Source organism: Pseudomonas sp. S2_H01, from assembly GCF_054668305.1.
Genome location: NZ_CP162756.1, coordinates 151,674 through 177,377 on the forward strand (window position 1 = coordinate 151,674; position 25,704 = coordinate 177,377).

Annotated in this window: 24 protein-coding genes; 9 read left to right on the forward strand and 15 right to left on the reverse strand. The window is 59.3% G+C overall.

The features are described 5' to 3' along the window. Nucleotides 1-27: 27 nt before the first annotated feature. Both AB4N84_RS00720 and AB4N84_RS00725 read left to right on the forward strand, forming a co-directional pair. Entirely contained in the window at nt 28-435 is a 408-nt protein-coding gene (locus tag AB4N84_RS00720) for a heme-binding protein (RefSeq protein WP_460044827.1), read from the forward strand. A 253-nt stretch (nt 436-688) separates the two neighbouring features. Beyond that, a complete protein-coding gene (locus AB4N84_RS00725) occupies nt 689-2,869 on the forward strand; it encodes a malate synthase G (protein ID WP_460044829.1) in 2,181 nt (726 codons plus the stop codon). 161 nt (nt 2,870-3,030) lie between these two features. Here AB4N84_RS00725 and gntR read toward each other — a convergent pair whose 3' ends face one another. Next, entirely contained in the window at nt 3,031-4,047 is a 1,017-nt protein-coding gene (gene gntR, locus AB4N84_RS00730; protein ID WP_074754300.1) for an HTH-type transcriptional regulator GntR, read from the reverse strand. Nucleotides 4,048-4,320: 273 nt separating this feature from the next. On the opposite strand from gntR, the gene AB4N84_RS00735 reads away from it, so the two are divergent. From AB4N84_RS00735 to csrA, 3 genes are all read left to right on the forward strand, one after another. Beyond that, nucleotides 4,321-4,836 (forward strand): gluconokinase, encoded by a 516-nt coding sequence (locus tag AB4N84_RS00735; RefSeq protein ID WP_460047191.1) that lies wholly within the window; start codon nt 4,321-4,323, stop codon nt 4,834-4,836. 115 nt (nt 4,837-4,951) lie between these two features. Then, nucleotides 4,952-6,304, forward strand: coding sequence for a GntP family permease (locus tag AB4N84_RS00740; protein WP_460044830.1), 1,353 nt, complete (start codon nt 4,952-4,954; stop codon nt 6,302-6,304). A gap of 514 nt (nt 6,305-6,818) precedes the next feature. Next, the gene (gene csrA, locus AB4N84_RS00745; RefSeq protein ID WP_062380972.1) at nt 6,819-7,007 is read left to right on the forward strand and encodes a carbon storage regulator CsrA; all 189 of its coding nucleotides are present in this window, start codon (nt 6,819-6,821) and stop codon (nt 7,005-7,007) included. A gap of 374 nt (nt 7,008-7,381) precedes the next feature. Here the strand turns inward: csrA and AB4N84_RS00750 are convergent, their stop codons facing one another. The 4 genes from AB4N84_RS00750 to AB4N84_RS00765 all read right to left on the reverse strand — a co-directional run bounded on the left by AB4N84_RS00750 (nt 7,382) and on the right by AB4N84_RS00765 (nt 10,342). Further along, entirely contained in the window at nt 7,382-7,624 is a 243-nt protein-coding gene (locus AB4N84_RS00750) for a DUF465 domain-containing protein (RefSeq protein ID WP_074754306.1), read from the reverse strand. 148 nt (nt 7,625-7,772) lie between these two features. Further along, nucleotides 7,773-8,117, reverse strand: a complete 345-nt coding sequence (locus AB4N84_RS00755) for a ketopantoate reductase C-terminal domain-containing protein (protein ID WP_460044832.1) — start codon at nt 8,115-8,117, stop codon at nt 7,773-7,775. A gap of 51 nt (nt 8,118-8,168) precedes the next feature. Beyond that, on the reverse strand, nt 8,169-8,714 hold the full coding sequence (locus AB4N84_RS00760; protein WP_460044833.1) for a 2-dehydropantoate 2-reductase N-terminal domain-containing protein: 546 nt from the start codon (nt 8,712-8,714) through the stop codon (nt 8,169-8,171). A gap of 197 nt (nt 8,715-8,911) precedes the next feature. Continuing rightward, a complete protein-coding gene (locus AB4N84_RS00765; RefSeq protein WP_460044835.1) occupies nt 8,912-10,342 on the reverse strand; it encodes a pyridine nucleotide-disulfide oxidoreductase in 1,431 nt (476 codons plus the stop codon). A gap of 904 nt (nt 10,343-11,246) precedes the next feature. On the opposite strand from AB4N84_RS00765, the gene AB4N84_RS00770 reads away from it, so the two are divergent. After that, complete coding sequence (locus AB4N84_RS00770; protein WP_074754312.1) at nt 11,247-11,561, forward strand: hypothetical protein; 315 nt, start codon at nt 11,247-11,249, stop codon at nt 11,559-11,561. Between the two features lie 20 nt (nt 11,562-11,581). On the opposite strand, the gene AB4N84_RS00775 is transcribed toward AB4N84_RS00770, so the two are convergent. The 3 genes from AB4N84_RS00775 to AB4N84_RS00785 all read right to left on the reverse strand — a co-directional run bounded on the left by AB4N84_RS00775 (nt 11,582) and on the right by AB4N84_RS00785 (nt 13,479). Continuing rightward, nucleotides 11,582-11,998 (reverse strand): hypothetical protein, encoded by a 417-nt coding sequence (locus AB4N84_RS00775; protein ID WP_460044836.1) that lies wholly within the window; start codon nt 11,996-11,998, stop codon nt 11,582-11,584. A 371-nt stretch (nt 11,999-12,369) separates the two neighbouring features. Then, nucleotides 12,370-12,633, reverse strand: coding sequence for a DUF1652 domain-containing protein (locus AB4N84_RS00780; RefSeq protein WP_074754316.1), 264 nt, complete (start codon nt 12,631-12,633; stop codon nt 12,370-12,372). A 369-nt stretch (nt 12,634-13,002) separates the two neighbouring features. Further along, on the reverse strand, nt 13,003-13,479 hold the full coding sequence (locus AB4N84_RS00785; protein ID WP_074754318.1) for a GNAT family N-acetyltransferase: 477 nt from the start codon (nt 13,477-13,479) through the stop codon (nt 13,003-13,005). 413 nt (nt 13,480-13,892) lie between these two features. Here AB4N84_RS00785 and AB4N84_RS00790 point away from each other — a divergent pair, with 413 nt between their 5' ends. Next, nucleotides 13,893-14,825 (forward strand): hypothetical protein, encoded by a 933-nt coding sequence (locus AB4N84_RS00790; RefSeq protein ID WP_074754320.1) that lies wholly within the window; start codon nt 13,893-13,895, stop codon nt 14,823-14,825. Nucleotides 14,826-15,005: 180 nt separating this feature from the next. On the opposite strand, the gene AB4N84_RS00795 is transcribed toward AB4N84_RS00790, so the two are convergent. Continuing rightward, nucleotides 15,006-15,875 carry a LysR substrate-binding domain-containing protein gene (locus AB4N84_RS00795; protein ID WP_460044837.1) on the reverse strand — a complete coding sequence of 290 codons (870 nt, stop codon included), beginning with the start codon at nt 15,873-15,875 and terminating at the stop codon, nt 15,006-15,008. Nucleotides 15,876-15,981: 106 nt separating this feature from the next. Here AB4N84_RS00795 and AB4N84_RS00800 point away from each other — a divergent pair, with 106 nt between their 5' ends. Together AB4N84_RS00800 and AB4N84_RS00805 are read left to right on the forward strand one after the other, a co-directional pair. Then, entirely contained in the window at nt 15,982-16,698 is a 717-nt protein-coding gene (locus AB4N84_RS00800; protein ID WP_460044838.1) for a haloacid dehalogenase type II, read from the forward strand. Nucleotides 16,699-16,708: 10 nt separating this feature from the next. Next, entirely contained in the window at nt 16,709-17,509 is an 801-nt protein-coding gene (locus tag AB4N84_RS00805; protein ID WP_460044839.1) for an aldolase, read from the forward strand. Nucleotides 17,510-18,675: 1,166 nt separating this feature from the next. On the opposite strand, the gene dctM is transcribed toward AB4N84_RS00805, so the two are convergent. The 6 genes from dctM to AB4N84_RS00835 all read right to left on the reverse strand — a co-directional run bounded on the left by dctM (nt 18,676) and on the right by AB4N84_RS00835 (nt 25,701). Beyond that, nucleotides 18,676-19,959 carry a C4-dicarboxylate TRAP transporter large permease protein DctM gene (gene dctM / locus AB4N84_RS00810; protein ID WP_074754326.1) on the reverse strand — a complete coding sequence of 428 codons (1,284 nt, stop codon included), beginning with the start codon at nt 19,957-19,959 and terminating at the stop codon, nt 18,676-18,678. Then, on the reverse strand, nt 19,959-20,591 hold the full coding sequence (locus AB4N84_RS00815) for a TRAP transporter small permease (RefSeq protein ID WP_460044841.1): 633 nt from the start codon (nt 20,589-20,591) through the stop codon (nt 19,959-19,961). Before AB4N84_RS00815 ends, dctM begins: the two co-directional genes overlap by 1 nt. A 99-nt stretch (nt 20,592-20,690) precedes the next feature. After that, nucleotides 20,691-21,686, reverse strand: a complete 996-nt coding sequence (locus AB4N84_RS00820) for a TRAP transporter substrate-binding protein (protein WP_074754330.1) — start codon at nt 21,684-21,686, stop codon at nt 20,691-20,693. Between the two features lie 388 nt (nt 21,687-22,074). Beyond that, the gene (locus AB4N84_RS00825) at nt 22,075-22,899 is read right to left on the reverse strand and encodes an HpcH/HpaI aldolase/citrate lyase family protein (protein ID WP_074754332.1); all 825 of its coding nucleotides are present in this window, start codon (nt 22,897-22,899) and stop codon (nt 22,075-22,077) included. Nucleotides 22,900-22,973: 74 nt separating this feature from the next. Then, nucleotides 22,974-24,173, reverse strand: a complete 1,200-nt coding sequence (locus AB4N84_RS00830; protein ID WP_460044842.1) for a CaiB/BaiF CoA transferase family protein — start codon at nt 24,171-24,173, stop codon at nt 22,974-22,976. 178 nt (nt 24,174-24,351) lie between these two features. Beyond that, entirely contained in the window at nt 24,352-25,701 is a 1,350-nt protein-coding gene (locus AB4N84_RS00835) for an MmgE/PrpD family protein (protein ID WP_074754336.1), read from the reverse strand. Between the last annotated feature and the right edge of the window lie 3 nt (nt 25,702-25,704).

Consider the following 25,704-nt stretch of genomic DNA (forward strand, 5'->3'; position numbering starts at 1 on the left):
CGCCACCCTCTTCATCAGGAGAACTTCATGAAAACCAAATCGGTACTGACCCAGACCGAAGTCACGCAAATCCTCGCCGCCGCCCGCGCCGAAGCTCAGGCCAACGGCTGGGCCGTGTCCATCGCCGTGACCGACGACGGCGGCCACCTGCTGGGCTTCGAGCGCCTGGACGGTTGCGCGCCGATTGGCGGCTATATCGCCATCGAAAAGGCCCGCACCTCGGCGCTGGGCCGTCGCGAGTCCAAAGGCTACGAGGAGATGGTCAATGGCGGTCGCACCGCATTCGTGACCGCGCCGCTGCTGACCTCGCTGGAAGGCGGCGTGCCGGTGATCGTGGGCGGCGAAACCATCGGTGCGGTGGGTGTGTCCGGCGTAAAAGCCGACCAGGATGCGCAAGTCGCCAAGGTCGGTGTCGCAGCGGTGAACGCGGGATAAATGCTGCACTGCTTTTGATTCTGCCCGGAGGGCGTAGGAGCAAGCTTGCTCGCGATCTGCCGGGAACCGGCAGCAAATGATCCATACGCGGAGTGTCAGAGGTTTCGCGCGATCAGGGTTTACTGCCGCTTCGCGCCAGATCGTCCGAGTGCGGCCCAGAACAAGCGCGCTCCTACACATAAGGCGTGATGCAGAAATGCCCATCCGCCATCGACGGAAGGTGCATAGACATGTTTTTAACGGAGAACCCGAGATGACCGAATTCGTCAACAGCCACAACCTGAAGGTCGCGGCCAACCTGAAACGCTTTGTCGACGAGGACGTGCTTCCCGGAACGGGACTGGACCCGGACGTCTTCTGGGCCGATTTTGACTCGCTGGTCCACGACCTGGCGCCCATCAACCGTGAACTGCTGGCCGAGCGCGACCGGATTCAGGTGCAGATGGACAAATGGCACAAGTCCAATCCGGGCCCTGTCACCGACATGCCTGCCTACATCGCCTTCCTCGACTCCATCGGCTACCTGCAACCGGTGCCGGCCGAGGTTCAGGCGACCACCAGCAAGGTCGACATTGAAGTCAGCGAACAGGCCGGTCCGCAGCTCGTGGTGCCCGCCGCCAATGCGCGTTACGCACTCAACGCCGCCAACGCCCGTTGGGGCTCGCTGTATGACGCGCTGTACGGCACCGACGCCATTTCCAGCGCCAACGGTGCGGAGATCAAGGCCGGCTACAACCCGCTGCGTGGCGAAAAAGTCATCGCCTTCGCCCGTGCGCTGCTCGACGAAGCAGCACCGCTGGCGTCCGGCTCCCATGTCGACGCCAAGGCCTACGCCGTGGACAGCGGCGAACTGCGGGTGACCCTGGCCGACGGCAGCCAGTCGCGCCTCGCACAGCCGGAAAAATACGTCGGCTATCAGGGTGACTCCCAGCAGCCCACTGCGATCCTGCTGAAAAACCACGGCCTGCACATCGAAATCCAGATTGATCCGACCAGCCCGATCGGCAGCAGCGATCCTGCGGGCATCAAAGACCTGCTGATAGAAGCGGCACTGTCGACGATCATCGACTGCGAAGACTCCGTGGCGGCCGTTGACGCCGACGACAAGCTGGTGATCTACCGCAACTGGCTGGGCCTGATGAAGGGCGACCTGACCGAAGCGCTGGTCAAGGGCGGCAAGACCATCACTCGCCGACTCAACCCCGATCGCGAATACACCGCCGCCGACGGCAGCCGTGTCACCCTGCACGGTCGTTCGCTGCTGTTCATCCGCAACGTCGGCCATCTGATGACCAACCCGGCGATCCTTTACGACGGCAAAAAGGAAATTCCGGAAGGTATTCTCGACGGCGTGATCACCAGCCTGATCGCGCTGCACGATCTGCACAATCGCGGCAACTCGCGTGCGGGCAGTGTCTACATCGTCAAACCGAAGATGCACGGCCCGGCCGAAGTGGCCTTCGCCGATCAACTGTTCAGCCGCATCGAAGACGTTCTGAAGATCCCGCGCAACACCCTGAAAATGGGGATCATGGACGAAGAGCGGCGCACCAGTGTCAACCTCAAGGCCTGCATCAACGCCGCGTCCGCACGGGTGGCGTTCATCAACACCGGCTTCCTCGACCGCACTGGCGACGAGATGCACACCTCGATGGAAGCAGGCGCGATGCTGCGCAAGGGCGACATGAAGGCCACGCCGTGGATCAAGGCCTACGAGCGCAGCAACGTGCTGGTCGGTCTGGCGTGTGGTCTGCGCGGTCGGGCGCAGATCGGCAAAGGCATGTGGGCAATGCCGGACCAGATGGCCGACATGCTGGCGCAAAAGATCGGCCATCCGAAGTCCGGTGCGACCACCGCCTGGGTGCCTTCACCGACCGCCGCCACCCTGCACGCCCTGCACTATCACAAGGTCGATGTGAAGGCGGTGCAACTGGAGCTGGAACAGGTTGATCTGGACAGCGTCAGCGAAGACATTCTGCTCGACCTGTTGAGCATCCCGGTTGTGGCCGAAGCGAACTGGACTGACGAGCAGATTCGCGAAGAGGTGGAGAACAATGCGCAAGGGCTGTTGGGCTACGTCGTGCGTTGGGTCGAGCAAGGCGTCGGCTGTTCCAAGGTGCCGGACATCCACAACGTCGGTTTGATGGAAGACCGCGCCACGCTGCGCATTTCCAGTCAGCACATCGCCAACTGGCTGCGCCACAAGGTGATCGACGATCACTACGCACTGGAAGCTCTCAAGCGCATGGCGAAGGTCGTGGACAAGCAGAACGCCGGCGATTCGGCCTACAAACCGATGGCGGAAAACTTCGACAAATCGGTCGCGTTTCAGGCCGCATATGAACTGGTGTTCAAAGGTCGTGAACAGCCAAGCGGATACACCGAACCGCTGCTGCACGCGTTCCGGTTGGCGTACAAGAAAGAAGACAAGTAAAGCTGTCCCAGGAAGACTGCAGCACCTGTGGGAGCTGCAGGAGGTTACGACGGTGGCGAAAGCGGTTTACCTGACACACTGCATTCGCCACCGTCGTTACCTCCTGCGGCTCCCGCAACGAGATGTGTCAGCCAGAAATCCCGGTACGCACACCATCGTGATCAGGTGCTTTCCCGCACCACCAGCTCAAACCCCAGATCGACCTGCGCCTGCTGAACATTGCCGTCCAGCAAGCCGAGCAGCAATTGCGCGGCGCGCTGACCGACTTCTTCACGGGGGGTACGAATGGAGGTCAGACGCGGCACCATATGGGCCGAGCCTGGCAAGTCGTTGAAGCCGATCAGCGACACTTGCTCAGGAATCTTGATCCCGCGACGCAATGCCTCCAGCGCAGCCCCTTGCGCCAGGTCGTCGTTACAGAAGAAGACCCCGTCCACGTCCGGATGCTCTGCCAGCAGACGCGCAAACAACTCGCCGCCCAGGCCGATCGAGGACGGCAGCGGCGAGGCCATCTGCAAGGTTTCGTCATACAGCCCTTGCGCTTCCAGTGCGCCGCGAAACCCCGTGCCGCGCTGAATCACCCGTGGGTCGAGTTGCGCCGACACATACGCCAGACGCCGACGCCCACGGCTCAACAAATGCCGCGCCGCCTCGGCGCCCGCCTGCTGCTGGGAAAACCCCACGCAAGGCTCCGCGCGCGCAGGGTCGAGCTCCATCATGTGCACGCACGGTACACCACTCGCCGCCAGCAGCTGTTGCGCAGCCTGACTGCGATCGAAGCCGGTCAGCAAAATGCCACGCGGTCGGTTCGCCAGATGGCTGCGCAACAGGTTTTCTTCTTCTATAGGCGAGTAGTGATAGTTACCGATCACCACTTCCAGCCCGCGCGGGCGCAAGACGGTTTGAATGGCTTCCAGTGTCTCAATGAACAACTGGTTGGACAGGGACGGCACCAGCACCACGACCGACTGACTTTGCGAGGAAGCCAGCGCACGGGCAGCAGGGTTGGCGACATAGCCTAGACTCTGCGCAGCGGCACGGACTTTCTCCACCAGTTCCGGCGCCACCGTGGCCACGCCACGCAGTGCTCGGGAAGCGGTAATCGGGGAGACGGCGGCCAGTTTCGCGACTTCATTGAGTGTGGGACGACCGGTGGAGCGGGAACCAATGCGTGTCATGCGTTGCCAACTGATTGGAAGGAAAAGCTGAAGGGGTTGCGATTGTTTCGGATGGGCTCTAAGGTAGCGCTATCTCACGGAGGCCCGCAACTTTCTTCGATCGTACTCACGAACGGAACCGATGCATCTCATGGATCAGCGAGATACCCATAACAATGACTACACCCGGAAACAGTCTTGCCGGTTTTGCACACCATCCGGCAAAGACAGCGCTGTCTTCGGGACGAGGTTTTTATGACTACTGCTCCACATGCAATATCCGCCGTTGTGGTAATGGGTGTTTCCGGCTGCGGCAAAAGCGCCGTCGGCGCTGAAATTGCCAAGAACTGCGGCGGTCGCCTTATCGAAGGCGATGCGTTCCATCCTCAGGCGAACATCGACAAGATGAGCGCTGGCCATCCTCTCAATGACGAAGACCGCGCAGGCTGGTTGACCCGCTTGGGCGAAGAAGTGGCCAACGCGCTGAAGAATGGCGAAAAGCCGGTCCTGACCTGCTCCTCCCTCAAACTCATCTACCGTGACCGTCTGCGTGCAGCTGTGCCAGGGCTTGGTTTCGTGTTTCTGGAACTGACCAAGGAGCTGGCGACCGAGCGTTGCTCGCACCGCCCGGGGCATTTCATGCCGGCCAGTCTTGTCGACAGCCAGTTCGCGACCCTCGAGCCGCCCTACGGTGAGGACCGGACGCTGGTCGTCGATGCGACCAAAACCATCGAGACCATCGGTGCCGAAGCGGCGACCTGGTGGACCGCTTCGCAAACCCAATCTGCCAACGCTCTCACCGGCTCTTGATCCTGGATCCGGCGTGAGCGACAAAGACAGCGCTGTCTTCTTGTGTGCACATGGCAGTGAACAACAGCGCTGAGCAGTAGCTCCAAAAAAACAAAATACAACGGAGAGACACCCCATGTTCGGTATGACTCAAGACACGTATCTACTCGTCGATGCGTTGGTGACCATCATTGGCCTCGTGCTATTGATCACCAAGTTCAAAGTCCACCCTTTTATTGCACTGACCATCGCAGCAGGTTTTCTCGGGCTGACCTCCGGGATGCCAGTAGACAAAGTCATGAAATCGTTCCAGGACGGTTTTGGCGGCGTTCTGGGTTTCGTCGGTATCATTCTTGGCCTGGGCACCATGCTTGGCAAGTTGATGGCTGACTCCGGCGGTGCCGACCAGATCGCCCAGACGTTGATTCGTCGCTTCGGCAAGGATCGTGTTCACTGGGCCATGATGTTCTCGGCCTTTCTGGTCGGTATCCCGCTGTTCTTCGAAATCGGCTTCGTGCTGCTGATCCCGCTGGTGTTCATCGTTGCCCGTCGCAGCGGCGTCTCCATCGTCAAGATCGGTATCCCGCTGCTTGCCGGCCTGTCCGCGGTACACGGTCTGGTGCCACCGCACCCGGGCCCGCTGCTGGCCATCGGCATCTTCAACGCTGACATCGGCAAGACCATTTTCTACGGCCTGATCGTCGCTTTCCCGACGGCAATCATCGCCGGCCCGATCTTTGGTAAATGGATCGCCAAACGCATTCCTGGCAACCCGTCCAAAGAGCTGATGGACCAGATCGCCAAGGAATCGACCAACGAGAACCTGCCGAGCTTCGGCATCACGCTGGTCACGATCCTGCTGCCGGTTTTCCTGATGCTGCTGAAAACCTTCGCTGACGTCGCGTTGCCGAACGGCCATATCTTCCGCATCTGGATGGACTTCATCGGTCACCCGATCGCCGCCCTGCTCTTCGCGTTGCTGCTGGCGTTCTACACCTTTGGCTCGGCACGCGGCTTCAGCCGCGACCAGATCATCAAACTGCTGGACCAGAGCCTGGCGCCGGTCGCCGCAATCGTGCTGATCGTGGGCGCGGGTGGCGGCTTCAAACAAATGCTGGTGGACAGCGGCGTCGGCAACCTGATCGGTCACATGGCCGTGCAGGCGCAGATTTCGCCGATCCTGCTGGCGTGGCTGGTGGCTGCGGTGATCCGCGTTGCGACCGGTTCTGCAACCGTTGCCACCATCACCGGCGCCGGGATCGTGGCCCCCGTCGTTGCACTGGTGCCAGGCGTCAACCGCGAGCTGCTGGTGCTGGCCACCGGCGCAGGCTCGCTGATCCTGTCCCACGTCAACGATGCCGGTTTCTGGCTGGTGAAGCAGTACTTCAACATGACCGTGGTTGAAACCCTGAAGACTTGGACCGTGATGGAAACCATCCTCTCCGTGGTGGGTATCATCCTGATCATGCTGCTGTCGCTGGTGGTCTGATTCCCTGACCGCTGCACCCATGCCCACCCTCGCGGTGGGCATGTTGTTTCTGCCCTCCTCCCGCCTCTGCTCGCTCGCACGCTGCGGGACTCACGCAGCCTGTCGCTGATTTGCTCAAACTCATCTCACTTTGCCGCCACGCAATTCGGAACTCTCCTACACTGCTCTAGGAGATCACGTACAAGCAGGCTAATGAAAATTTCATCGCCGTCTGGCACGAGTTCTTTGCAATAAATGCGAAAGGAGTGTGCAATAGGCGCCGCCCCGGATCCGGCTATCAGGGTTATAGCCAATCACTAAGGGGATGTACTGCCAAAAACAGGCAAAATTCGCATGCCGTCTCGCCTCGGGAGCACCCATACCAATGATAAGAAGCGGGTCCTGGGGAATTAAAACCGTATCCATAGCGTCATACTGACGGACGCATTTGGATGCACTCGGCATTACCACCACCCAAAAGGCTAACGCCAGCCTCCTGGTAGAGGCGCTTCAAGAGGCCATCAAGGAAAAGATTATGTTGATACTCACCCGCAAAGTCGGCGAAAGCATAAACATCGGTGACGAAATCACTGTCACCATTCTGGGCGTACAAGGCCTTCAAGTAAGGCTCGGCATCAACGCCCCGAAGAATGTTTCAGTACACCGTGAAGAAATTTACAAACGTATTCAGGCCGAAATCGCACCGAACCAAGAACCCCAATGAACCACCCGGTGCAGCTGACTTGCCCACCCGTGCGCATGTTAGCCACCCGGGTTTAGTGTTTAAGTCACGCGTCTGCTGCTGCCCGGCGGCAGACACATTAAACGGCGTACGCCCGGCGCCGTTTATTTTCGGCGACACTTTTGGATCCATGACAGCCGTCGCTCCCTCAGCGCCCGCCGCCGCTTAACCATTGGTTGCCGTCAACTAACAAGTTAGCTCGCTACTTAACTGACAGGTTCAAAGAACCGCTCTGGCTCGTACTTTTCGGAAGAGGCCGCGGCTTCGTTGCCGTGCGCGTTCACGTGAGCGCTCAATAAAAAACGGCCGGTTTTCCAATGAAAACCGGCCGTCTGTTATTCAGGAATCAGGAAGATTCAGTTCGAAGGCGGCAGGTGGTCAACGATATTGTCCTTGGCCAGCAGGCGTTTTTCCTTAAGCTTCTTGAGTTGGTCGTCCGACATGTCGCCGGCCGATCCGGCCTCCGCCTTGACGATGTCAGCGTCGATCATTTCGTATTGGTCGACCAGTTGGTTGAGCTTGGCATCCTTGCTGCGAAGTTTGCCCAACTCGTCCTTGCTGACACTTAAATCCGCGTACAAATCGTGCTTGACCGGCATGGTGCGCCTCTCCTCTGATGACAGATGTTGAATGATTGAGGGTAGCTCACCCCAAAGGTTCGGCATTTGTGCAATGCAATCGACCGAGCTGCATCCTCGTCGCAAACCGACATGCACAGACCCGTTCAAAAAGCCGGCGCGCGACCGATCAGCCCGCCTCCCTTACCCGCCGGGCTTCGTAGGACTTGAGATTGACGTAAACAGCCTCCAGCATCGATAGCTGCCCTTTCGGGGATTTATCGGTGCTGGAACGGCGGGCAACCATATCGCCGATCACGTGCTCGACCTCAATCGAGGCGCCGCGCTCGATATCACGCAGCATGGACGCGGTCATCTTCGAGCCTTGGGTGGTCAGCATGGTTTGAAAGCGCTGCCTGACGTCGCGTCGAATCGCATAACCGGCGCCCTCCGCCACCTGCGCGCATTCGGCCAGCAACTTGAGAATCATCCCCTCGCCACCGCTGGCAATCACATCGCCGATGCTGGCGCGCATCGAGCCTGTGATCCCCGCGCCCGTGGCGATGAAACACCATTTCTCCCACATTTACTGAACGATCTGCTGGCTCAGGTTGGCATCGAAGCCGGCGTCTGCCAGCGCCTCGGCGACCTTGAGAATGCGCGGCGTCAACGCACCGCTGAGTTCGCCAAAGGACAGCTGGTTGGTGTCGTTCAAATGCAGGATCGCACCGGAAGCATCACGATCAAGCGAAATCAGGCACTGCCCGCCCAGGACGTTCTCAGGCTTAAAGCGCTCGGCCAATCGATCCAGATGCGCCATCCCGTTGAGCATCGGCAGAATCATCGTCTGTGCGCCGACTGCCGCAGAGAAAGAATCCATGGCCGCATCAAGGTCGTAAGCCTTGCAACTGAGCAGGATCAGGTCGAAGGTCTGGTCCAGCATCGGCGTCATCACGTGCGGCGGTGACGGATACAGGATGTTCCCCAGCGGACTGCGCACGATCAGGCCATTACGGTCCAGCTCTTCCGCGCGACCCGGGCGAACCAGAAACGTGACATCGCGCCCGGCTTCCAGCAGCCGGCCGCCAAAATAGCCACCTATCGCGCCTGCACCCACGATCAAAATTCGCATGATCTGTTGATTCCTTGTCGAGTCAGCCAGAGAGGGTTGGGACACCCCAGAATAGATGAAGGCGTCCACTCTATCCAACCGTGGAATGATGGCCAACATATTGTTTTTTCAAAGCATCGATACATCAAGGTCAGAGGCACCGGCAAAAAAAATCCCGGAGCGCGCCAGGCGGTCCGGGATACGTGTTGCAAGGAGAGTCAGGATTGCGCGTTGGCCAGCGCAGGCCAGAGGAACGGTTGGCGCTGTTCTTCGCGGTTGACGACCAGCCGACGACTGAGGCTGACGGGCTGGATCACAGGCTGTTGCAGACGCGCAAGCACGGCATCGATGACGGCGCCGCTGGCGTCGTTGTGGAATTGCCATACGCCGTAGATGCGGCCGTCAAACGACGCCTCGCTCCCCAATCGCGGGTCAACGCCAAGCCCGGCGCCCAGACCAAAGAGGTGCAGCCCGTAGAGGCGCTGTCCGTTGCTGTCGAGCGGACAGCCAGACGGATCGGAATCCAGACCGCCCTTCACTTCCATCAGGCTGACGGCGGCCCCGCCAGCGTATGTCAGCGCCGGCAACAGTGGCTGATACCCGGTGCATTGCACCACGACCTCGGATTCGGCCAAGGCTTGCCGCGCACGTTCGAATTGGCCTTCAGGGCCATTCTGGGTCTGCAGCAGCTGCACGCGCACCCCGGTCTTGCCGATGTGGCCGCGCGCCAGTGCCTCGCGCCCTACATCCAGCGCACGGTAACGCAATCCGCCCGAGCGATTGACGCGCCCTGACACCGGGCATACGTCTTTAAGCGGATCGAACGAATAGCCGGCTTCGATGGCTGCCTCAGCGGTTTCGTAGAACAGGCGGATGGGCGAGCGATGCACCAGTGTTACTTCACTGAGCCCTGCAAACTCGAGCGCATCGGCGAGATTCTCCAACACCGAGAATGCGCTGTGGGAGCCACCGACCACGCTCACCCGGCCTTGACGTGCCAGGGTCGGTGCGAAGAAATTGCGCAATTGCACGCCGTTCATGCGCAGCAACTCATCGGCACTTTGCACCTTGGCAGCGGGTGGCACCGCCAATCCCTGATCGGCCAGACTGTTCAGCAAATGCCGGGGATCCTGACGGCCGCCCAGGTTGAGCACGACGGCTCGGCAGCGGATGCGGCGGCTGCGGCCTTCCGACTCCACCCAGACCTGGTATTCGTCATCCTCATGCACGACTTCGGTGATGGTGGTGCTGGTCCACAGCTTCACGCCGTAGTGTTCGACAATGAAGTTCAGCACCAGCGTCGACGCCTCGGCCAACAGCTCCGCAACATCCGAAAGCTGTGGCGCACTTTGCGCCTGACGACGAATGCGCCAGTAGGCGGGCGAGTGCTCAAGGGGCTCGAACACGTCTCGCAACGCAGGGTCGCGCAGACAATCGAGGAAGACATCGCCCACCGAGTTGGCGGTGATTCTGTAGTCACCCAACCGACCCGTGCCGGGATTGGGGCTCGCATCGACAATGATCAAGCCTTCCTTGGCAAGCTCAGGCATGGCGCCGCTTTTCAACGCATTGAAAAGCAACCCCATGCCTGCGGGTCCGGCTCCCCCTACTACGCAACCACAAACGGTTTCCAGATGATCTCCATACATAATCGTAACTCCGAACTTAGTCGATGCATTGAGCGCGCCCAAATCTTCTGGGCCCTGAATAACAGGCACAAACAACCGCCCGTTCTGACGAGACTTCTTTTTATATCGAACTGGGTATATAACATGTGCAACGGGTAAAATTCAGGCATGACTACCGTTACAACTGACAGCGAGGACAGTCGGGTTTAAACGAAAAGAACACATGCACTTCATGTTCAATGGACGCCGTGAACAAGCAATACGAACGCCTGCGTCTGGCCTGAACTTAACGAACGGTAAAGAGAGGGAATAGATGACGGGCTGGCGGCCGTGGTGGAGCAATGACGGACGCTACCGCCCTTTCACCAGGCGCCCTGGATCAAGTGTCTCGTCCATGCTGTGAGCGTCGCCGGGAATCTATTACAAACTATTACAAGAGAAAATCCGTAACGTGATAGTTTCAAAAATCACATCAAGTGTCAAATTTTCGAGAATTAATCAAAAATGACAATCAGACAGCCCAACTCATTGATTTGTATGTTTTTTATTTTTTGACGTCGGATTTCCGTAAACTGCACCACGCGCCATGCATTTTTAACATTAAAAAATTCCTTTTTTGGCAGTCACAAACTAAGACAGCGTGTTTCGCCGCACCTCCGCTCTCACGAGTTGCCGGTTTTTTGTCGTACTAAAAAGTGGAGCATTTTGCCAATGCGAAATCTTCTCTTTAGTTGCATGATTTTAGAGCGGCGACCTGTTTTATGGCGCCGGTTTTCTCTCAACCCGTGCAGGCCGATAAGCCAGCGTCAGGACGCCCACCGATGAATGGTCACACCCGCGGAAAAAAAAGCCGAACTATTTCAGTCGGATCCGTCTCCATTATCAGGCTCCTGCCCGCTTTCAAACTGACATAGAGGTCGCTGACATGAATGCTGAGAAAAACCTTCGGTCCAGCATTGCCGAAATCGATTATTCCCGGGACACCCTTTTCGGGCCGATCCCGATGCAGGCCACTTGCCGGGTGAGGCTGGCGACGGTCGAGCAAGACGGGCACACCTTGAGGGAGTTGACCATTATTGGCGACGTACCGGATTACCTGCCCAAGTCCGCCATCATCCGCATTGCCCTGGATGGCAGGATAGAAGCAGGCCCGATTCGCGAACATTACGCGGCCGACGAAGAGGGCGAGGAACGGTTTAAAGTGCTGTTCGAGAATGAGCACCGTCGCCGGGTGCACTGATCAGGCAAGGGTAAGGCCGGTCAGTTTTGCCTGGCTGACCGCAGGCCATCCTCAGTGTTGGCGTGCAGATGGGTTTGCTGAAGAATCAATGTCTGCCCGAGCGGCGCATCGCGCCCCTGCGCCTCTACCTCCCTGACCGAGTAATGCGTGGCGTCAGACTCCGCCCCATCTCCGTAGCGCAACCCATCCAGCCTGGGTGCAGCCTCAAGAACAGGGTCCTTGGGCAGGAGGCGCTGGCGCTCCAGCGCGGTCATGGGTGGCTGGAAGCTGGCGGTTCTGTCTTCGAGACGTTGCAACATCGTCATCATGACGGCGACACAGATCACCACGACACTCAGAAGTGAGCCAACACCCCACAGCACTCGGCGTCGGCGAATCATTCTTCTCGAATCGTCAGAGTCTGGCAGTCCCAGGTCATTGGGCTGGTGATGCGCCATGCGTTCCCCTTGAGATTTAAAGTCGGCGCTCAACCGCCGTAATCGACCTTAAGATAAAAGGTAAACGCGCCGTTTGCCAGATTCATTTGGGGTGTCGCCCGGGTGCCTGTCTGGTAGCAAAGGTCTCAACGCGCTCATCACTTTGGGACAGTGTGCTTGTTCGCTGGCCACGGGCTCCTCTATCGAGAAGGGATAAGGACTGCTCAATCTTTTAAAACATCTACTCATTTGGCAACGACTCTTTCAAACTTCCACGCTTATGAGGGTGTATGCCCAACCCCGTTAAAAGCGAGCCAGATACAACAACGCCCATGATAACGACTGCATCATGGGCGTACCGTAGTAAAGCAAATGAAGCGGTGAACGAAAAATTAACTGGCCAACGCATGCCTGTGAGTGTGTCGACTGTTATTTAACTCAGCGTGCAGCTCGGAAATCAACTCGCACAGCGCCCGACTGGTGTCCAGCCGGTCCAGGGCAATCCCGGTGACCAGCAGCTCTACGTGTTCGGTGGCCGGATCAATGACCTCAACCGTCATGGTGTCGTCCAGAACGGTGCAATTGCACCGCAGGGGCAGGAACGCACTTTCAATTATGCTGCGCAGTTCAAGGTTGGAGAGTGTGCATGCAATCATTAGCGATATCCTCCAGAGGCGGTCCCTGTCACCACATGTACAGTCGCTCGCCTGACACGTCGTTATTAATGGCTTCCTTGTACTGAGGTTGAGCGTTAATCGCCGCCTCGATCACAAGAATGACGCCTGTCCAACTTATACGCCTGGCCCCAACTTGAAGCAAACAAGCAAATACGCGTGCCTCAATGCGGTAAATAAAGATCAGGATTTCAGAAAAAACGTTTCATCAGCGATAACGTGCAGATAAAAGAAGGGGTTTCTTCTGATGCAGAGGCACGGATGCCGTCTGGCAGGGGCGAGAGGAGAAGTTTTGGGGGCGTCCACTCGTCGGTGACTGTAACGCCGACCGACGAATGACGTGTGTGGGCCTTATTCCCGAGGCAGACGCAGGTGAATGAGCGCAACGCGAGCGCCCTTCTTGTCCTGACGCTCTTCTATCGCGAAGGGCTTGAAGCCCAGCTTGGGATAAAACAACAGGCCGGGCACGTTGTGGTTGAAACACGAAGCCGTCAGCTCTTTCGCCTCATGCTTGCCGAACGCGAGCTCCATCATGCAGCCGATCATGTACCGACCGACGCCCTTGGCGCGGGCATGGGGCGCAATGATGACATTGCCCATCGAACAGCGTCCGCGGAAGTCATAGCGCGAAAAGTTGGCAAAGCCGACGACCTCGCCATCGAGTTCGATCACCGTGTTGTCGGACCGTTGTTCGATCGAGTCGCGCAGCTGCGCGGGCGTCAGCGGGAAAACCGCTTTGGGGAACATGTAAAACAGCTCGTCGACACTCTGTGGCATGTCGCACACAGCCGGGATGTCTTTTTCTTCCAGGGGACGATGTAGAAACATGACGATTTACCTCTCGAAGAAATAGGCGCAGAGCGGAAACTATAGGTCAAACACTGGCACGAGGACATTAGCGAATCCGCTCAGAAGCACATTTATATGTCAGGTCGGCGATTGCACAGTGTCAGTGCTGAACGCATAGGACAACTTTTTTAAAAAAATAGTCCCAAGGTGTTTCAATCTCGTCTGAGCGGACGCTAAAAGGCCGTCGCAAGCCACTGAACACGTTGAACTTCTACAAACCGGGCATAACGCATGCGCCGACCGGGCCATTCATGCAATTTGCATGAACCAGACGTTTCATTACAAAAACAAGCTATTGATATTTAGGGGTATTTTTAAAATTATCGATCTGGCACAAGCGCTGCACCTATCCCTGCGACGTCACACCCTTATTCGCATGGAGCTGCATAACAATGAATGTCTCGCCTGATGCTTACCCTGCCGCTGTAGAAGAACCCTCCTCTGTCTCGGGCGTGTCCTGGGGCGCTATTTTCGCCGGTGCCGCGGGTGCCGCCGCTTTATCCTTGATACTCGTCCTGCTGGGCTCGGGTCTTGGTTTCTCGGCAATGTCGCCTTGGGCCAACGAAGGGGTCAGTGCCAAAACCATCGGGATTTCAACGGTGGTCTGGCTGGCGTTCACGCAAATCGTCGCGTCCGGCTTGGGCGGCTACCTGGCCGGTCGTCTGCGGGTGAAGTGGTCGAACATGCATGGCGATGAAGTGTATTTCCGCGACACCGCGCACGGCTTCCTGTCGTGGGCTATCGCGACCCTGGTCGCCGCCGTGCTGATCATTGGGTCCGTGAGCGGTTTGGTGGGCAGCGGAGTCAAAGCGGGTGCCAGTGCAGTTGCCGGGGTAGCCGGTACCGCCGCTGTTGCTGCAGGCACTGCAGCAGGCAACACCAGTGGAGATCAATATGGTTACTTCGTCGACACCCTGTTCCGCGACGACCGTCCAGCTGCGGTCAGCGACGATGCTGCACGCGGCGTTGTCGTACGGATTTTTACCAAGACCCTGGCCAACGACGGTCAGCTGGCGCCTGAAGACCGTAACTACCTGGCTCAACTGGTCGCTCAGCGCACCAACCTCAGTCAGGCTGATGCACAAGCCCGCGTCGATCAGGTGTATGGCCAGGCTAAGCAAGCGGTGGCCGATGCCAAGCTGAAAGCTCAACAGGCGGCTGAAACCGCTGCCAAAGTAGCCGCCATGAGTGCGCTGTGGACCTTCGTTGCCCTGCTGTGCGGTGCCTTCGTTGCCAGCCTTGCAGCGATCTGGGGTGGCCGTCGTCGCGACGCCGTGACCTACGTCGAAGCCCGTGCCTACACCACTACTTCCAACATTCGCTGAGTATCAAGGAGAAACGCTATGCGCTCATTACTGCTGTGGTTCCTGGGTGTGCCGATTCCAGTGATCATCCTGATCGCCCTGTTCATGCACTGACCGAGTCGTAGACGATCCGCGTGGCGCCCTGAGTTTCTGTCAGGCCCACGCGGATTTTTTATTGCCTGACATCCGGCACGTGACCGATCAGTTCGCGGCCATCGCCTGCTTCATGTAGGTCACCAGCGTGCGTTGCACGTCAGTCAACAAACGGTTCCCCGCAATCAACGCCAGCTCAGAGGCCGGCACCGGCGCGAATCCTTCCTCTTCGTTCAGCAGACGGTGGTCCGCCAACATCGCCGATGCTGGCAGCAGACTGATCCCCAATCCTGCCGACACCGCCGCTTGAATCCCCACCAGACTTTGACTGGCAAACGCCACGCGCCATCGCCGGCCAGACGACTCCAGGGCATGCACGATGCGGTTGCGATAGATACAGCCTTGGGGATAAACCACCAGCGGCACCGGGTTTTCGATGACCCTCACCTCCCGGCCGGCGACCCAGTTCACTTGCTCAGGCCAGCTCGCCAGTGCAGGCTCGTCTCGCTGGGCCTGACGGGAAGGAAGGTCTCGTTTGACCAACGCCAGATCGATCTCCCTGGCCTCGAGCCGTGCATGCAGGTCGACACTCAGGCCATTCACCGTGTCCAGACGAATGCGCGGGTGTTGCTGTGCGAAACCCGAAAGTAAGGTCATCAGGCGCTGCACATCAAAATCCTCGGGCACGCCGAGTTTGACCACGCCCGTGTCATCACTGCGACACAGCACGCTGTGCGCTTCCAGCGATAATGCAACCAGACGGCGCGCATAGCCCATCAGGCGCTCACCATCCTCGGTCAGCTCAATATGCTTGCTCGCGCGTTGACGCAACAACAGCGGCCGACCCAACTGCTCCTCAAGCTTGCGAATCTGCTGGCTGACCGTGGACTGCGTGCGATTGACCCGCTCCCCTGCCTTGGTAAAGCCGCCTGCATCGACCACGGAGACAAAGGTGTGAAGCAGTTCAAGATCAAACATGGTGGTGGGCCTTTCATTCGACTATCGAATTATTTTTTCAATTTAATTTAATTTTACGATCCACACCACTGCTTCCTAGAGTGGGGTACGCACCCTGACCACGGAGTTGACCATGACCACTTCCCCTACCCGGCCTCGCTGGCTGACCTTCGACTGCTACGGCACCTTGATTCAATGGGACGAAGGCCTGCTCGATTGCGTCCGCGACCTGCTGCAGCGCAAGGGCAACACGGACCTGGACGTTGCCCGTTTTATCGCCGTCTATGACCGCCACGAACACCGGCTGGAGCAAACACCTCCCCACCGCTCGTTCGCCGACATTTCCAGGGCGTCGATGTCCCTGACGCTTGAAGAACTGGGTATGGCTTTCGAGCCGGATGATGGCGAACGCCTGATTCGGCGCATCGGCCAGATGCCGCCCTTTCCCGAGGTGGTCGCTACGCTCCAATGGTTGAAAACGCAGGGCTTCATGCTGTGCATCGTCTCCAACACTGATGACGACATCATCGCGGGTAACGTCGCTCAACTGGGCGGTTGCATCGACCGGGTGATCACGGCTCAACAGGCGCAGGCGTACAAGCCGGACCATCGGTTGTTCCTGCATGCTCACGCGCAACTGGGTGTGGGCATTGATGACGTGCTGCACATTTGCGCCAGCCCGCACCTGGACCTCGAAGCCGCCAAGGGTATGGGGTTCCGTTGCGTCTGGATCGACCGGGGAACCCAACGCAAACCACTCCCGGACTACACGCCTGACGCTACACTGCCAGACTTGGCGAACGTGCCGGATTACCTCCGCAGCCAAGGCTGGGTGAACGAATAAGGAGAGACTCATGGCGCACGATCTGCGTGTTTCCGGTGACCCGCTGCATGATCGTTACGACAGGTGCTATCCGCATCTGACCGCCCCACAGGTCCACGCCGCCCGCATCGATCTGGCGGCCAGCTTTCGCATGGCGGCGCGGCTGGGTTTGAGCGAGGGCATCTGCAATCACTTTTCAGCGCTGGTGCCGGGTTATCCGGAGCTGTTTCTGGTGAATCCCTATGGCCTGGCCTTCGCAGAGATCACGGCGTCGAGCCTGTTGGTGTGTGATTTCGACGGCAACGTGATCATGGGGGATGGCAAGCCTGAGGCGACGGCCTTCTATATCCACGCGCGGCTGCACCTGCATAAGCCACGCGCGGTGGCGGCGTTTCATACGCACATGCCCTATGCGACGGCGCTGGCGATGCTGGAAGGTCAGCCTTTGGTCTGGGCGGGTCAGACGGCGTTGAAGTTTTATGGGCGTGTGGCGGTGGATGAGGATTACAACGGCCTGGCGCTGGACAATCAGGAAGGCGACCGGATTGCGGCCTCGATGGGTCAGGCGGACATTGTGTTTTTGAAGAGCCATGGGGTGATGGTGACGGCACCCAGCATCGCGCAGGCCTGGGATGATGTGTATTACCTGGAGCGGGCGGCTGAGGTGCAGCTCAAGGCGATGAGTTCCGGGCGTCCATTGAAGGTGATCGATCAGGAGGTGCTGCTGCGTACGGCGCGGCAGATGAGTGAAGAGGATGCTGAAAGTGCGCGGTTGCATCTGGAGAGTGTGAAGCGGGTGCTGGCGCGGACTGAGCCGGATTATGTTGATTGAGTCTGGGGTTTTGGCGCTGAGTTTTTGTGTCTATCCGTAATTTTGTGGTGCCACTGGCATTTCTGGTTCTGCCTAACGGCAGAAGCGTTCCGCCTTCGGCGGGTTACTTGAAAACCGGAATGCCGGACCATCCCCAAGTAACCAAGGGTCTGAACTCCCGGTTGGGCCCTCCTGCGTCGGGTTCCTTCACTCCGGCGACGTTCCGTGGGCCCGCGCTGAACGGACATCCATGTCCTGGCGGCGCTCTCGCGGCATCCATGCCGCTCGGCCCACTCCACGCCACCTGCGTTCAGCCTGCACCCAAGTCGCGTTTTGTGGTGTCTGGACTGTCGCGTACTAGAGCAACGCGGGCTGGAGCTAACGCTCCTCGCTTTTTTGATGCGTGCATCATTCGTCCGCTTTCCACCCTTATCTGCGCTGCACTCTTAACTGTAGGAGCCCGCTTGCTCTGGGCCGCACTCGGACGATCTGCCGGGAACCGGCAGCAAATCCGGTGCATGCGGTGTATCAGGCCTCATCGAGTCGCCTGATGTTGCTACCGCTGAGCGGTAGATCGCGGGCAAGGCGGAACGCCACCCCGGTAATTGTAGGAGCGTGGCTTGTCCCGCGATCTGCCGGAAACCGGCAGCAAAACCTGTCCACGCGGGGTGTCAGGCCTGATCGAGTCGCCTGATTTTACTACCGCTGCGCGGTAGATCGCGGGACAAGCCACGCTCCTACAGGATTCGCGTCATCCGATGCCTTTGATTTTGCTTTTCTAGCGCGATAGCCCAAACGCCAAAAAACGCGACTTGGGGCAGGCTGAACGCAGGCGGCGCGGAGTGGGCCGAGCGGCATGGATGCCGCGAGAGCCGCCCCCCGCCATGGATGGCGGATGGCGGCGGGCCCACGGAGTGTCGCCGGAGTGAAGGTACCTCGACGCAGTCGAGGTCAAACCAGGAGCAAGGCGATTTTTGGTTACTTTTGGCCCCTTTTCAAAAGTGACTCGCCGAGGGGCGAAAAGGTGAATCCGTGTCGCCTGCAACAACGGATATACACACAAAAACCAGCACCACCAAACATCCAGAACACCTCAAATCCCGACCATAAAAAAGCCCCCGAAGACTCAACGTCAACGAGGGCCAAGGCACTGCGCTCACAGTTCTATTTCAGGGCTCGAACAGCCCTCAAGGCATCCCCAGCCAGTTCGGCAGAGCAAGGGATATGAACGGTACGTAGGTCACCAACAACAGGAATACAAGCAGGATCGACAGCCAAGGCAGTGCTGCACGAATGGTCTGCCCGAGCGTCAGCCCGGTGACTGCGGAGGTGACGAACAGGTTGAGACCCACCGGTGGATGCACCAGTCCAATCTCCATGTTCACCACCATCACGATACCCAGGTGAATCGGATCAATCCCCAGCTTCATCGCAATCGGAAAGAAGATCGGCGCAAGAATCAGGATAATCGCCGAGGGCTCCATGAAACTGCCGGCGATCAGCAAAACGATATTGACCATGATCAAAAAGCCGATTGGCGTCAGGCCTTCGGAAATGACCCAGGCGGTAATCTGCTGCGGAATCTGTTCGGTGGTCAGCACATGCGCAAAGAGCATCGCGTTGGCAATGATGAACATCAGCATGATGGTCAACCGCCCGGACTCCAGCAAGACCTTCGGGCAATCCTTGAGGCTCATGTCTTTGTAAACAAACAGCGCGATAAAAGCGGAATAGACCGCCGCGACCGCTGCGGCTTCGGTCGGGGTGAACATGCCGCTGTAGATACCGCCGAGGATGATCACCAGCAGCAGCAAGCCCCAGAACGCCCGTTGCGCGGTGTGCAGCCATTCACGGAAGGTCACCCGAGGCTGGGCGGGCAGCTTTTTGACCCGGGCGACGATGTAGATCACCACCATCAACGCCACGCCGAGCAAGATCCCTGGCACCACACCGGCGATGAACAGCTTGCCAACCGAGGTCTCCGTCGCTGCCGCATACACCACCATGACAATGGAGGGAGGAATCAGAATGCCCAGCGTACCGGCGTTGCAGATGATCCCGGCGCCGAACTCTTTCGGATAACCGGAGCGCACCATGCCCGCCACGGCAATCGAACCCACCGCCGCTACCGTCGCCGGGGATGAGCCGGACAACGCGGCGAACAGCATGCACGCCAGCACCGCCGCGATCGCCAGGCCGCCGCGAATGTGGCCGACACAGGCGTTGGCAAAGTCAATCAAACGTTGCGCCACGCCGCCGGTGGTCATGAACGCACCGGACAGCAGGAAGAACGGAATCGCCAGAAAGGTGTAGCTGTCGGACGTCTCGAACAGCTTGATCGCCAGCGAACTCAATGAGTCGGGGCTGAACAGCAGAATTGAGGTCGCGCCGGCCAGCCCGAGCGAGATCGCGATAGGCACGCCAAGGAACATGAACACGAACAGCAGCAGGAACAAACAGATAACCGTCATCAGTGTTGCTCCTCACCAGGGTTGGCCAGTTTGCTCGCTTCGGCCGCTTCGTCGGCAAGACCCAGACCGGTCTGCCGGTGGGTCCAGATGCGATAAAGGATTTCCAGGTAACGGGCAATCACCAGCGCGAAACCGATGGGCACAATAATCGTGATGTAAGACACCTTGATACCGAACCGGTCCAGGTCTTCAGCGCCGATGCCCGCGACCCACAATGCCGAGACCCATTTGTAACTTGCCACCAGAAACAGCCCGGCATACGCCAGGCAGCAGGCACACGCCAGCATCGCCAGGTAGCGCTGGACCGGTTTGCTGGTTTTCTTCACCAACGCATCGACACCCAAGTGCCCGGCGGTGCGCACACCGTAGGAAATCCCGAAAAAGATCAGCCAGCCGAAGAGGGCTTTGGTCAGCGCCACGCTCCAGGTCATGCCCTGTGCGTAGCCCATCAAGTGATCGCCAATCCCTGCGAAAAAGTCACTGCTGACCGCCCACTGGTCACTGAGGGTGTAAAACAGGGTGTAGATGTTGTTCAGCGCCACGTAGACGAATGTCACCAGCGTCATGGCAGCGAGCAGAAAGGCGATCATGCCCTCCTCCAGATGCTCCCAGAGTCGCGTCAGCGATTGCATAAGAATTCTCCGAACGTATTCGAACGTAGAGGGTGACCACCCTTGCTCCGGGTGGCCACGCAGACATCACTGCCTGTGTCGATCAAGCGGCCTTGAGAATCAAGGTGCCTTGTTCGAGTCGTCCGCAGCCTTGATCAGATCCGCGCCGATTTCGTCGGAGAACTTGTCCCAGACCGGCTTCATGACTTCGCGCCATTTGGCACGCTGCTCGGGCGTGAGCGTGTCGATTTCGCTGGTTTTGGAATCAGCGATTTTCTGCTTGGCGGTCTGGTTCAGGGCTTCAGCCTGCTTGTTCACTTCGACCGTCACCTGATCCATGATTTTCTGCAACTCATCACGCACATCAGCCGGCAGACCGTTCCAGAACTTGGAGTTGGTGATCACCATGTAGTCGATCAGGCCATGGTTGGTTTCGGTGAAGAACGGCTGTACTTCGTTGACCTTCTGGCTTTCGTAGTTCGACCAAGTGTTTTCGGTGCCGTTGACGGTGCCGGTCTGCAGACCCTGATACACCTCGGCAAAGCTCATCTTGCGCGGGTTGGCGTGAAGGGCCACGAACTGGGCTTCCAGCACGCTGGAGGCCTGTACGCGGAATTTCAGACCGCGAGCGTCCTTGGGCTCGATCATTTTCTTGTTCGCGGACAGTTGCTTCAGGCCGTTGTGCCAGTAAGCCAGGCCGTGAATGCCCTTGTCGTCCATGGAGGTCAGCAGCGCCTTGCCTTGAGGACCTTGCTGGAAGCGGTCGACAGCGGCGAGGTCATTGAACAGGAACGGAAGGTCGAAGATCTGCACCTTCTTGGTGTATTGCTCGAACTTGGCCAGCGACGGGGCAAGCATCTGCACATCCCCCAGCAACAGCGCTTCCATTTCCTTGCCGTCACCGAACAGCGAGGAGTTCGGGTAGACCTCGACCTTGACCTTGTCTTTCAAGGCCGGATCGGCGGCAACCATCTTCTGGAACATCAAGGCGCCCTGGCCTTTTGGCGTGTTTTCCGCCACCACGTGGGCGAACTTGATGACGATTGGGTCAGCGCAGGCCATGCCGGCCATGGACACTGCAGCGGCGCAGAAAAGCGCCTTGGTCAGCTTCAACATCGATATCACCTTCTTATTGTTGTAGGAGCTTATTTTTGTATGAGCAGTAGGTGTCGCTTGAGCGTTGTGCCATCTAACGATGCCGAACACGAGGTGTTTAGAGAATTAGCTTTTTTGTAAGCCGGCATTCGGCATTGCTGAACGCCGAGCCTTGTGGCGCTCTCCCCCTCACCCGCGTGCTAGACAGCGTGTCTCACGGAAACTAGCACGCTGAGAGAAAAGTGCCACTACTCTCCGGCTGTTCATGCACCTCGAGAACGGCGCGGCCACCTCCTGTGGCAGCGAATTCATTCGCGAAAAAACTGCCAGGCGATAGAGATTCATCACGCTCACCGGCCAATCACGAATGAACTCGCTCCCAGAGAAAATGTGCCGTGATCAGAGGTTTCTACTCACTCGCCAGCGCCAACAGCCGTTGAGCCCGCAGCAAAACCGGTGCATCGACCATCTGCCCGTCCAGCTGAAACGCCCCGGCGCCTTTCGCCGCCTGGCTTGCATCCACCACTCGCTGGGCCCAGCTCAGGTCATCTGCACTGGGCGCGAGCGCAGCATGGATGACCGCCACCTGTTTAGGGTGGATGCACAGCGCGCCGCCATAGCCCATGTCATAGGCATGGCGAATCGCGCGGTGCAGGCCATCGGGGTCGCCGATGGCCGGGTGCACACCATCCAGCGGCGGCAACAACCCTGCGCCTCGTGAATGCAACTGCACCGACATCCGCGCCTGATCGAGGAACATCTGCGCAGCAGGCGTGCCGCTGTTGAGGTTCAGGTCCAGCGCCAGGTCCAGCCCACCGAATGACAGGCGCTGCACCCCGGGTGCATGCGCAATGGCTTCCAGCGCCAGCAGGCCTTTGGCGCTCTCGATGATCGGCCAGACCGGTTTACCGGTTTGCCACACGGCCGCCACGTGTGCGGCGCTTTCGACTTTGGGCAGCAACACGCCAGTGACCCCGGCGTGTTGTTTGCAGAACGCCAGATCCGCCACGTGCTCGGCGTGATCGGGGGCATTGACCCGCACCCAGAGCGAGACCTGCGGATTGGCGTGCAGAAACGCCGAGAGATGATCCCGGGCCTGACGCTTGAGCGGTTCCTCAACGGCATCTTCGAAGTCGACAATCACCGCATCGGCGCCAGCCGCCAGGGCTTTGGCGAAGCGTTCGGGTCGACTGCCAGGCACGAACAGTGCTGAGCGGACGGTGGATGGGGGCATGGTGGATCAACTCCTGAATAAAAGTTCGGGCGCACGAGGTCAGCGCGCGCTCCTACAGAAGAATGTGTGGGGCGCTAAACCACTCCGGCCGCGGCCATCCGCGCCTGGTCCTCGTCACTGAAACCCAACTCGCCAAGGATGCTGCCTGTGTGCTGTCCCAATCCCGGCACGCCGTCCATGCGCGGGGTGAACGCTGCGTTGCGTCCCGGGGGCAACAGCGATGGCAACGGACCGGACGGGCTGTCCACTTCGCGCCAGCTGTCGCGAGCCTTGAGCTGAGGGTGATTCCACACCCCTTGCATGTCATTGACGCGTGCGTTGGCGATCTGCGCGTCTTCAAGCCGTGCGACCACCTCGTCGACGCTCAACGAGGCAAAGCCATCGACGATGATCTGACGCAACACCTCACGGTTCTCCGAGCGTTTGAAGTTGGCCGAGAAGCGCTCGTCAGTCGCCAAGGCCTTGTCCAGCAGCACCTTTTCGCAGAACAGCGCCCACTCGCGCTCGTTCTGCAAGCCGAGCATGATCGTGCCGCCACCGCCCGTCGGGAACGGCCCGTACGGGTAGATGGTCGAGTGTGAAGCGCCCGCCCTTGGTGGCTGAGGCGCGCCGTGGTAGGCGTAATACATCGGATAGCCCATCCACTCCACCAGGCTTTCCAGCATGCTCACGTCGATGCGGCTACCCTCGCCGGTCTTGTCGCGCAGCAACAAGGCCGACAGGATCCCGGTGTAGGCGTACATGCCGGCGGCAATGTCGGCAATGGAGCATCCAGCCTTGGCCATTTCGTTTTCGCCCGGGCCGCCGGTGACCGACAGAAAGCCGCCTTCGCTCTGAATCAGCAGGTCGTAGGCTTTCTTCTTTTCATAAGGTCCGCCTTCGCCGTAGCCGGAAATATCGCACACGATGAGCCGCGGAAAACGCTCATGCAGCGCCTCGAATGACAGGCCCATGCGCGCCGCCGCACCCGGTGCCAGGTTTTGCACCAGCACGTCGGCCTTACCAAGCAACGACTCGAGAATGTCGCCCGCCTGGTCCTGCTTGAGGTCCAGCGTCAGGCTTTCCTTGGAGCGATTGGTCCAGACGAAATGCGAGGCCAGGCCATCGACACGCTGGTCATAACCACGGGCGAAGTCGCCAACGCCCGGACGCTCGACCTTGATCACGCGCGCGCCCAGATCCGCCAGTTGCCGCGTGCAGAACGGCGCCGCGATCGCGTGCTCCAGGCTGACGACGGTGATGCCGTCCAGTGGACGGGGATTTTGTTGATTCATGTGTGGAAACCTCTCATACGCTCCCTTGTAGGAGCGTGGCTTGTCCCGCGATCTGCCGGATACCGGCAGTAAAACCAGACACCTCGGTGTGCCAGACACTCCGGGAACTCCGAATTTGCTGCCACTACGCGGCAGATCGCGGGACAAGCCACGCTCCTACAGGGGAATCCGCTTGCAGTTAAATCAAATCAGCCAAATCCCGCGCATCGCGCAGGTGCCAGACACGCTCGATCAAGGCTTGGCCCTGTTCCGGCGTGCGGGCTCCGGAGAACGCCAGCAGGCGCTGGACCTTGTCCTCCAGCTCCCGCCGCGACAAGGTATTGCCCGGATCGCCCTTCGGATCATCAATGGCAGCCGTCAGCGTGCGCCCGTCAGTGGTCGTCACGACCACCCGTCCCAGCCAACGCGCCGGATAGGCGCCATCGACTTCAGGGTCCAGCTCCATCGTCACTTTTTCACGGAAGGCCGCCACGTCGGCATCGGTCAGGGCCAGATCGCGGAACTCGATCAGCTGCGCACTGCCATGTACGGCGATCAGGCCCAGCACGGCGCCCATCGAGAACTTGGCCTGGTGCACGGTCTGCGGCACATCGACCCGCCCCAGCACATCGATCGCCCCTTGGTGAACACGCGTGACGACCTTGGCGATCTGGTCATGACGCAGGTGCTCGCGCTGCATCAGGTGCAACAGCGCATCGGCCGCCGGATGCGTATGACGGCACGAGGCATGGAACTTGAACGAGGTTTCCACCAGCGCCCAACGCGAGCCAAGCCGGTCGGATAACTTGCCCGGGTCGCTGTCGGTCGACATGCCCGCCGCCATGCCCTGGTCACCTTCGAGAATGTTGCGCGCGCCGGTCAGACCGTCTTGGGTCATATAGGCGGCGAGCAAGCCGTCCGCCGCCGCTTTGGCGGTGTGCAGCTGTTTCGAGTCGGCGGCGTCGCGCAAAAATTCCCACAAACCGGCCGCCTGGGTCCCGGCGCTGCCCAGCAGGTTGATGAACTGCTCTTTGTCGAAATTCAGCAGCTTGCCCACTGCGACCGCTGCGGCGAGGGTGCCGACCGTGGCCGTGGTGTGAAAGATGCGGTAGTGCGAGCGGCCCATGAACTCGCCGATGCGGATCCCGGCTTCGTAACCGGCCACCGAAGCGAGCAACAGGTCCTGCCCGGATTTATCCAGGTCCTGCGCCGCGGCCAGCACCGCGGAGAACACCACGGTCGCCGGGTGCAACACCGAACTGTTGTGCAGATCATCCTGCTCGACCAAGTGCGAGGACGCACCGTTGACCAGCGCCGCGAAGTAAGCCGAGGTGCCGCGTCCGTTAACCAGAATCTTCGACTTGCCGTCTGCCGGCCCCATGCGCTCGGCATAACGTTCGAAGATCGGAATCGGCCGCGCGCCCTGACTGGCGAGGCCGGAGCCGATCCAGTCCAGAAACAGGTCTTCGGTCCGGTCCAGCACATGGCCCGGGATCTGTTCGTAGGTCAGCTCGGCGAGGAAGCCCGCCAATGCCTGGGTATGACTCATCTC

Coding starts and splice junctions, on each gene's coding strand:
- AB4N84_RS00795 (WP_460044837.1), bottom strand. CDS start 15,875: ATGTTTGATCTTGAACTGCTTCACACCTTTGTCTCCGTGGTCGATGCA.
- AB4N84_RS00785 (WP_074754318.1), bottom strand. CDS start 13,479: ATGTTTCTACATCGTCCCCTGGAAGAAAAAGACATCCCGGCTGTGTGC.
- AB4N84_RS00735 (WP_460047191.1), top strand. CDS start 4,321: ATGGGTGTTTCCGGCTGCGGCAAAAGCGCCGTCGGCGCTGAAATTGCC.
- AB4N84_RS00780 (WP_074754316.1), bottom strand. CDS start 12,633: ATGATTGCATGCACACTCTCCAACCTTGAACTGCGCAGCATAATTGAA.
- AB4N84_RS00820 (WP_074754330.1), bottom strand. CDS start 21,686: ATGTTGAAGCTGACCAAGGCGCTTTTCTGCGCCGCTGCAGTGTCCATG.
- gntR (WP_074754300.1), bottom strand. CDS start 4,047: ATGACACGCATTGGTTCCCGCTCCACCGGTCGTCCCACACTCAATGAA.
- AB4N84_RS00825 (WP_074754332.1), bottom strand. CDS start 22,899: ATGCCCCCATCCACCGTCCGCTCAGCACTGTTCGTGCCTGGCAGTCGA.
- AB4N84_RS00835 (WP_074754336.1), bottom strand. CDS start 25,701: ATGAGTCATACCCAGGCATTGGCGGGCTTCCTCGCCGAGCTGACCTAC.
- AB4N84_RS00750 (WP_074754306.1), bottom strand. CDS start 7,624: ATGCCGGTCAAGCACGATTTGTACGCGGATTTAAGTGTCAGCAAGGAC.
- AB4N84_RS00725 (WP_460044829.1), top strand. CDS start 689: ATGACCGAATTCGTCAACAGCCACAACCTGAAGGTCGCGGCCAACCTG.
- AB4N84_RS00775 (WP_460044836.1), bottom strand. CDS start 11,998: ATGGCGCATCACCAGCCCAATGACCTGGGACTGCCAGACTCTGACGAT.
- AB4N84_RS00815 (WP_460044841.1), bottom strand. CDS start 20,591: ATGCAATCGCTGACGCGACTCTGGGAGCATCTGGAGGAGGGCATGATC.
- AB4N84_RS00755 (WP_460044832.1), bottom strand. CDS start 8,117: ATGCGCGCCAGCATCGGCGATGTGATTGCCAGCGGTGGCGAGGGGATG.
- AB4N84_RS00740 (WP_460044830.1), top strand. CDS start 4,952: ATGTTCGGTATGACTCAAGACACGTATCTACTCGTCGATGCGTTGGTG.
- csrA (WP_062380972.1), top strand. CDS start 6,819: ATGTTGATACTCACCCGCAAAGTCGGCGAAAGCATAAACATCGGTGAC.
- dctM (WP_074754326.1), bottom strand. CDS start 19,959: ATGACGGTTATCTGTTTGTTCCTGCTGCTGTTCGTGTTCATGTTCCTT.
- AB4N84_RS00720 (WP_460044827.1), top strand. CDS start 28: ATGAAAACCAAATCGGTACTGACCCAGACCGAAGTCACGCAAATCCTC.
- AB4N84_RS00830 (WP_460044842.1), bottom strand. CDS start 24,173: ATGAATCAACAAAATCCCCGTCCACTGGACGGCATCACCGTCGTCAGC.
- AB4N84_RS00770 (WP_074754312.1), top strand. CDS start 11,247: ATGAATGCTGAGAAAAACCTTCGGTCCAGCATTGCCGAAATCGATTAT.
- AB4N84_RS00760 (WP_460044833.1), bottom strand. CDS start 8,714: ATGCGAATTTTGATCGTGGGTGCAGGCGCGATAGGTGGCTATTTTGGC.
- AB4N84_RS00790 (WP_074754320.1), top strand. CDS start 13,893: ATGAATGTCTCGCCTGATGCTTACCCTGCCGCTGTAGAAGAACCCTCC.
- AB4N84_RS00805 (WP_460044839.1), top strand. CDS start 16,709: ATGGCGCACGATCTGCGTGTTTCCGGTGACCCGCTGCATGATCGTTAC.
- AB4N84_RS00765 (WP_460044835.1), bottom strand. CDS start 10,342: ATGTATGGAGATCATCTGGAAACCGTTTGTGGTTGCGTAGTAGGGGGA.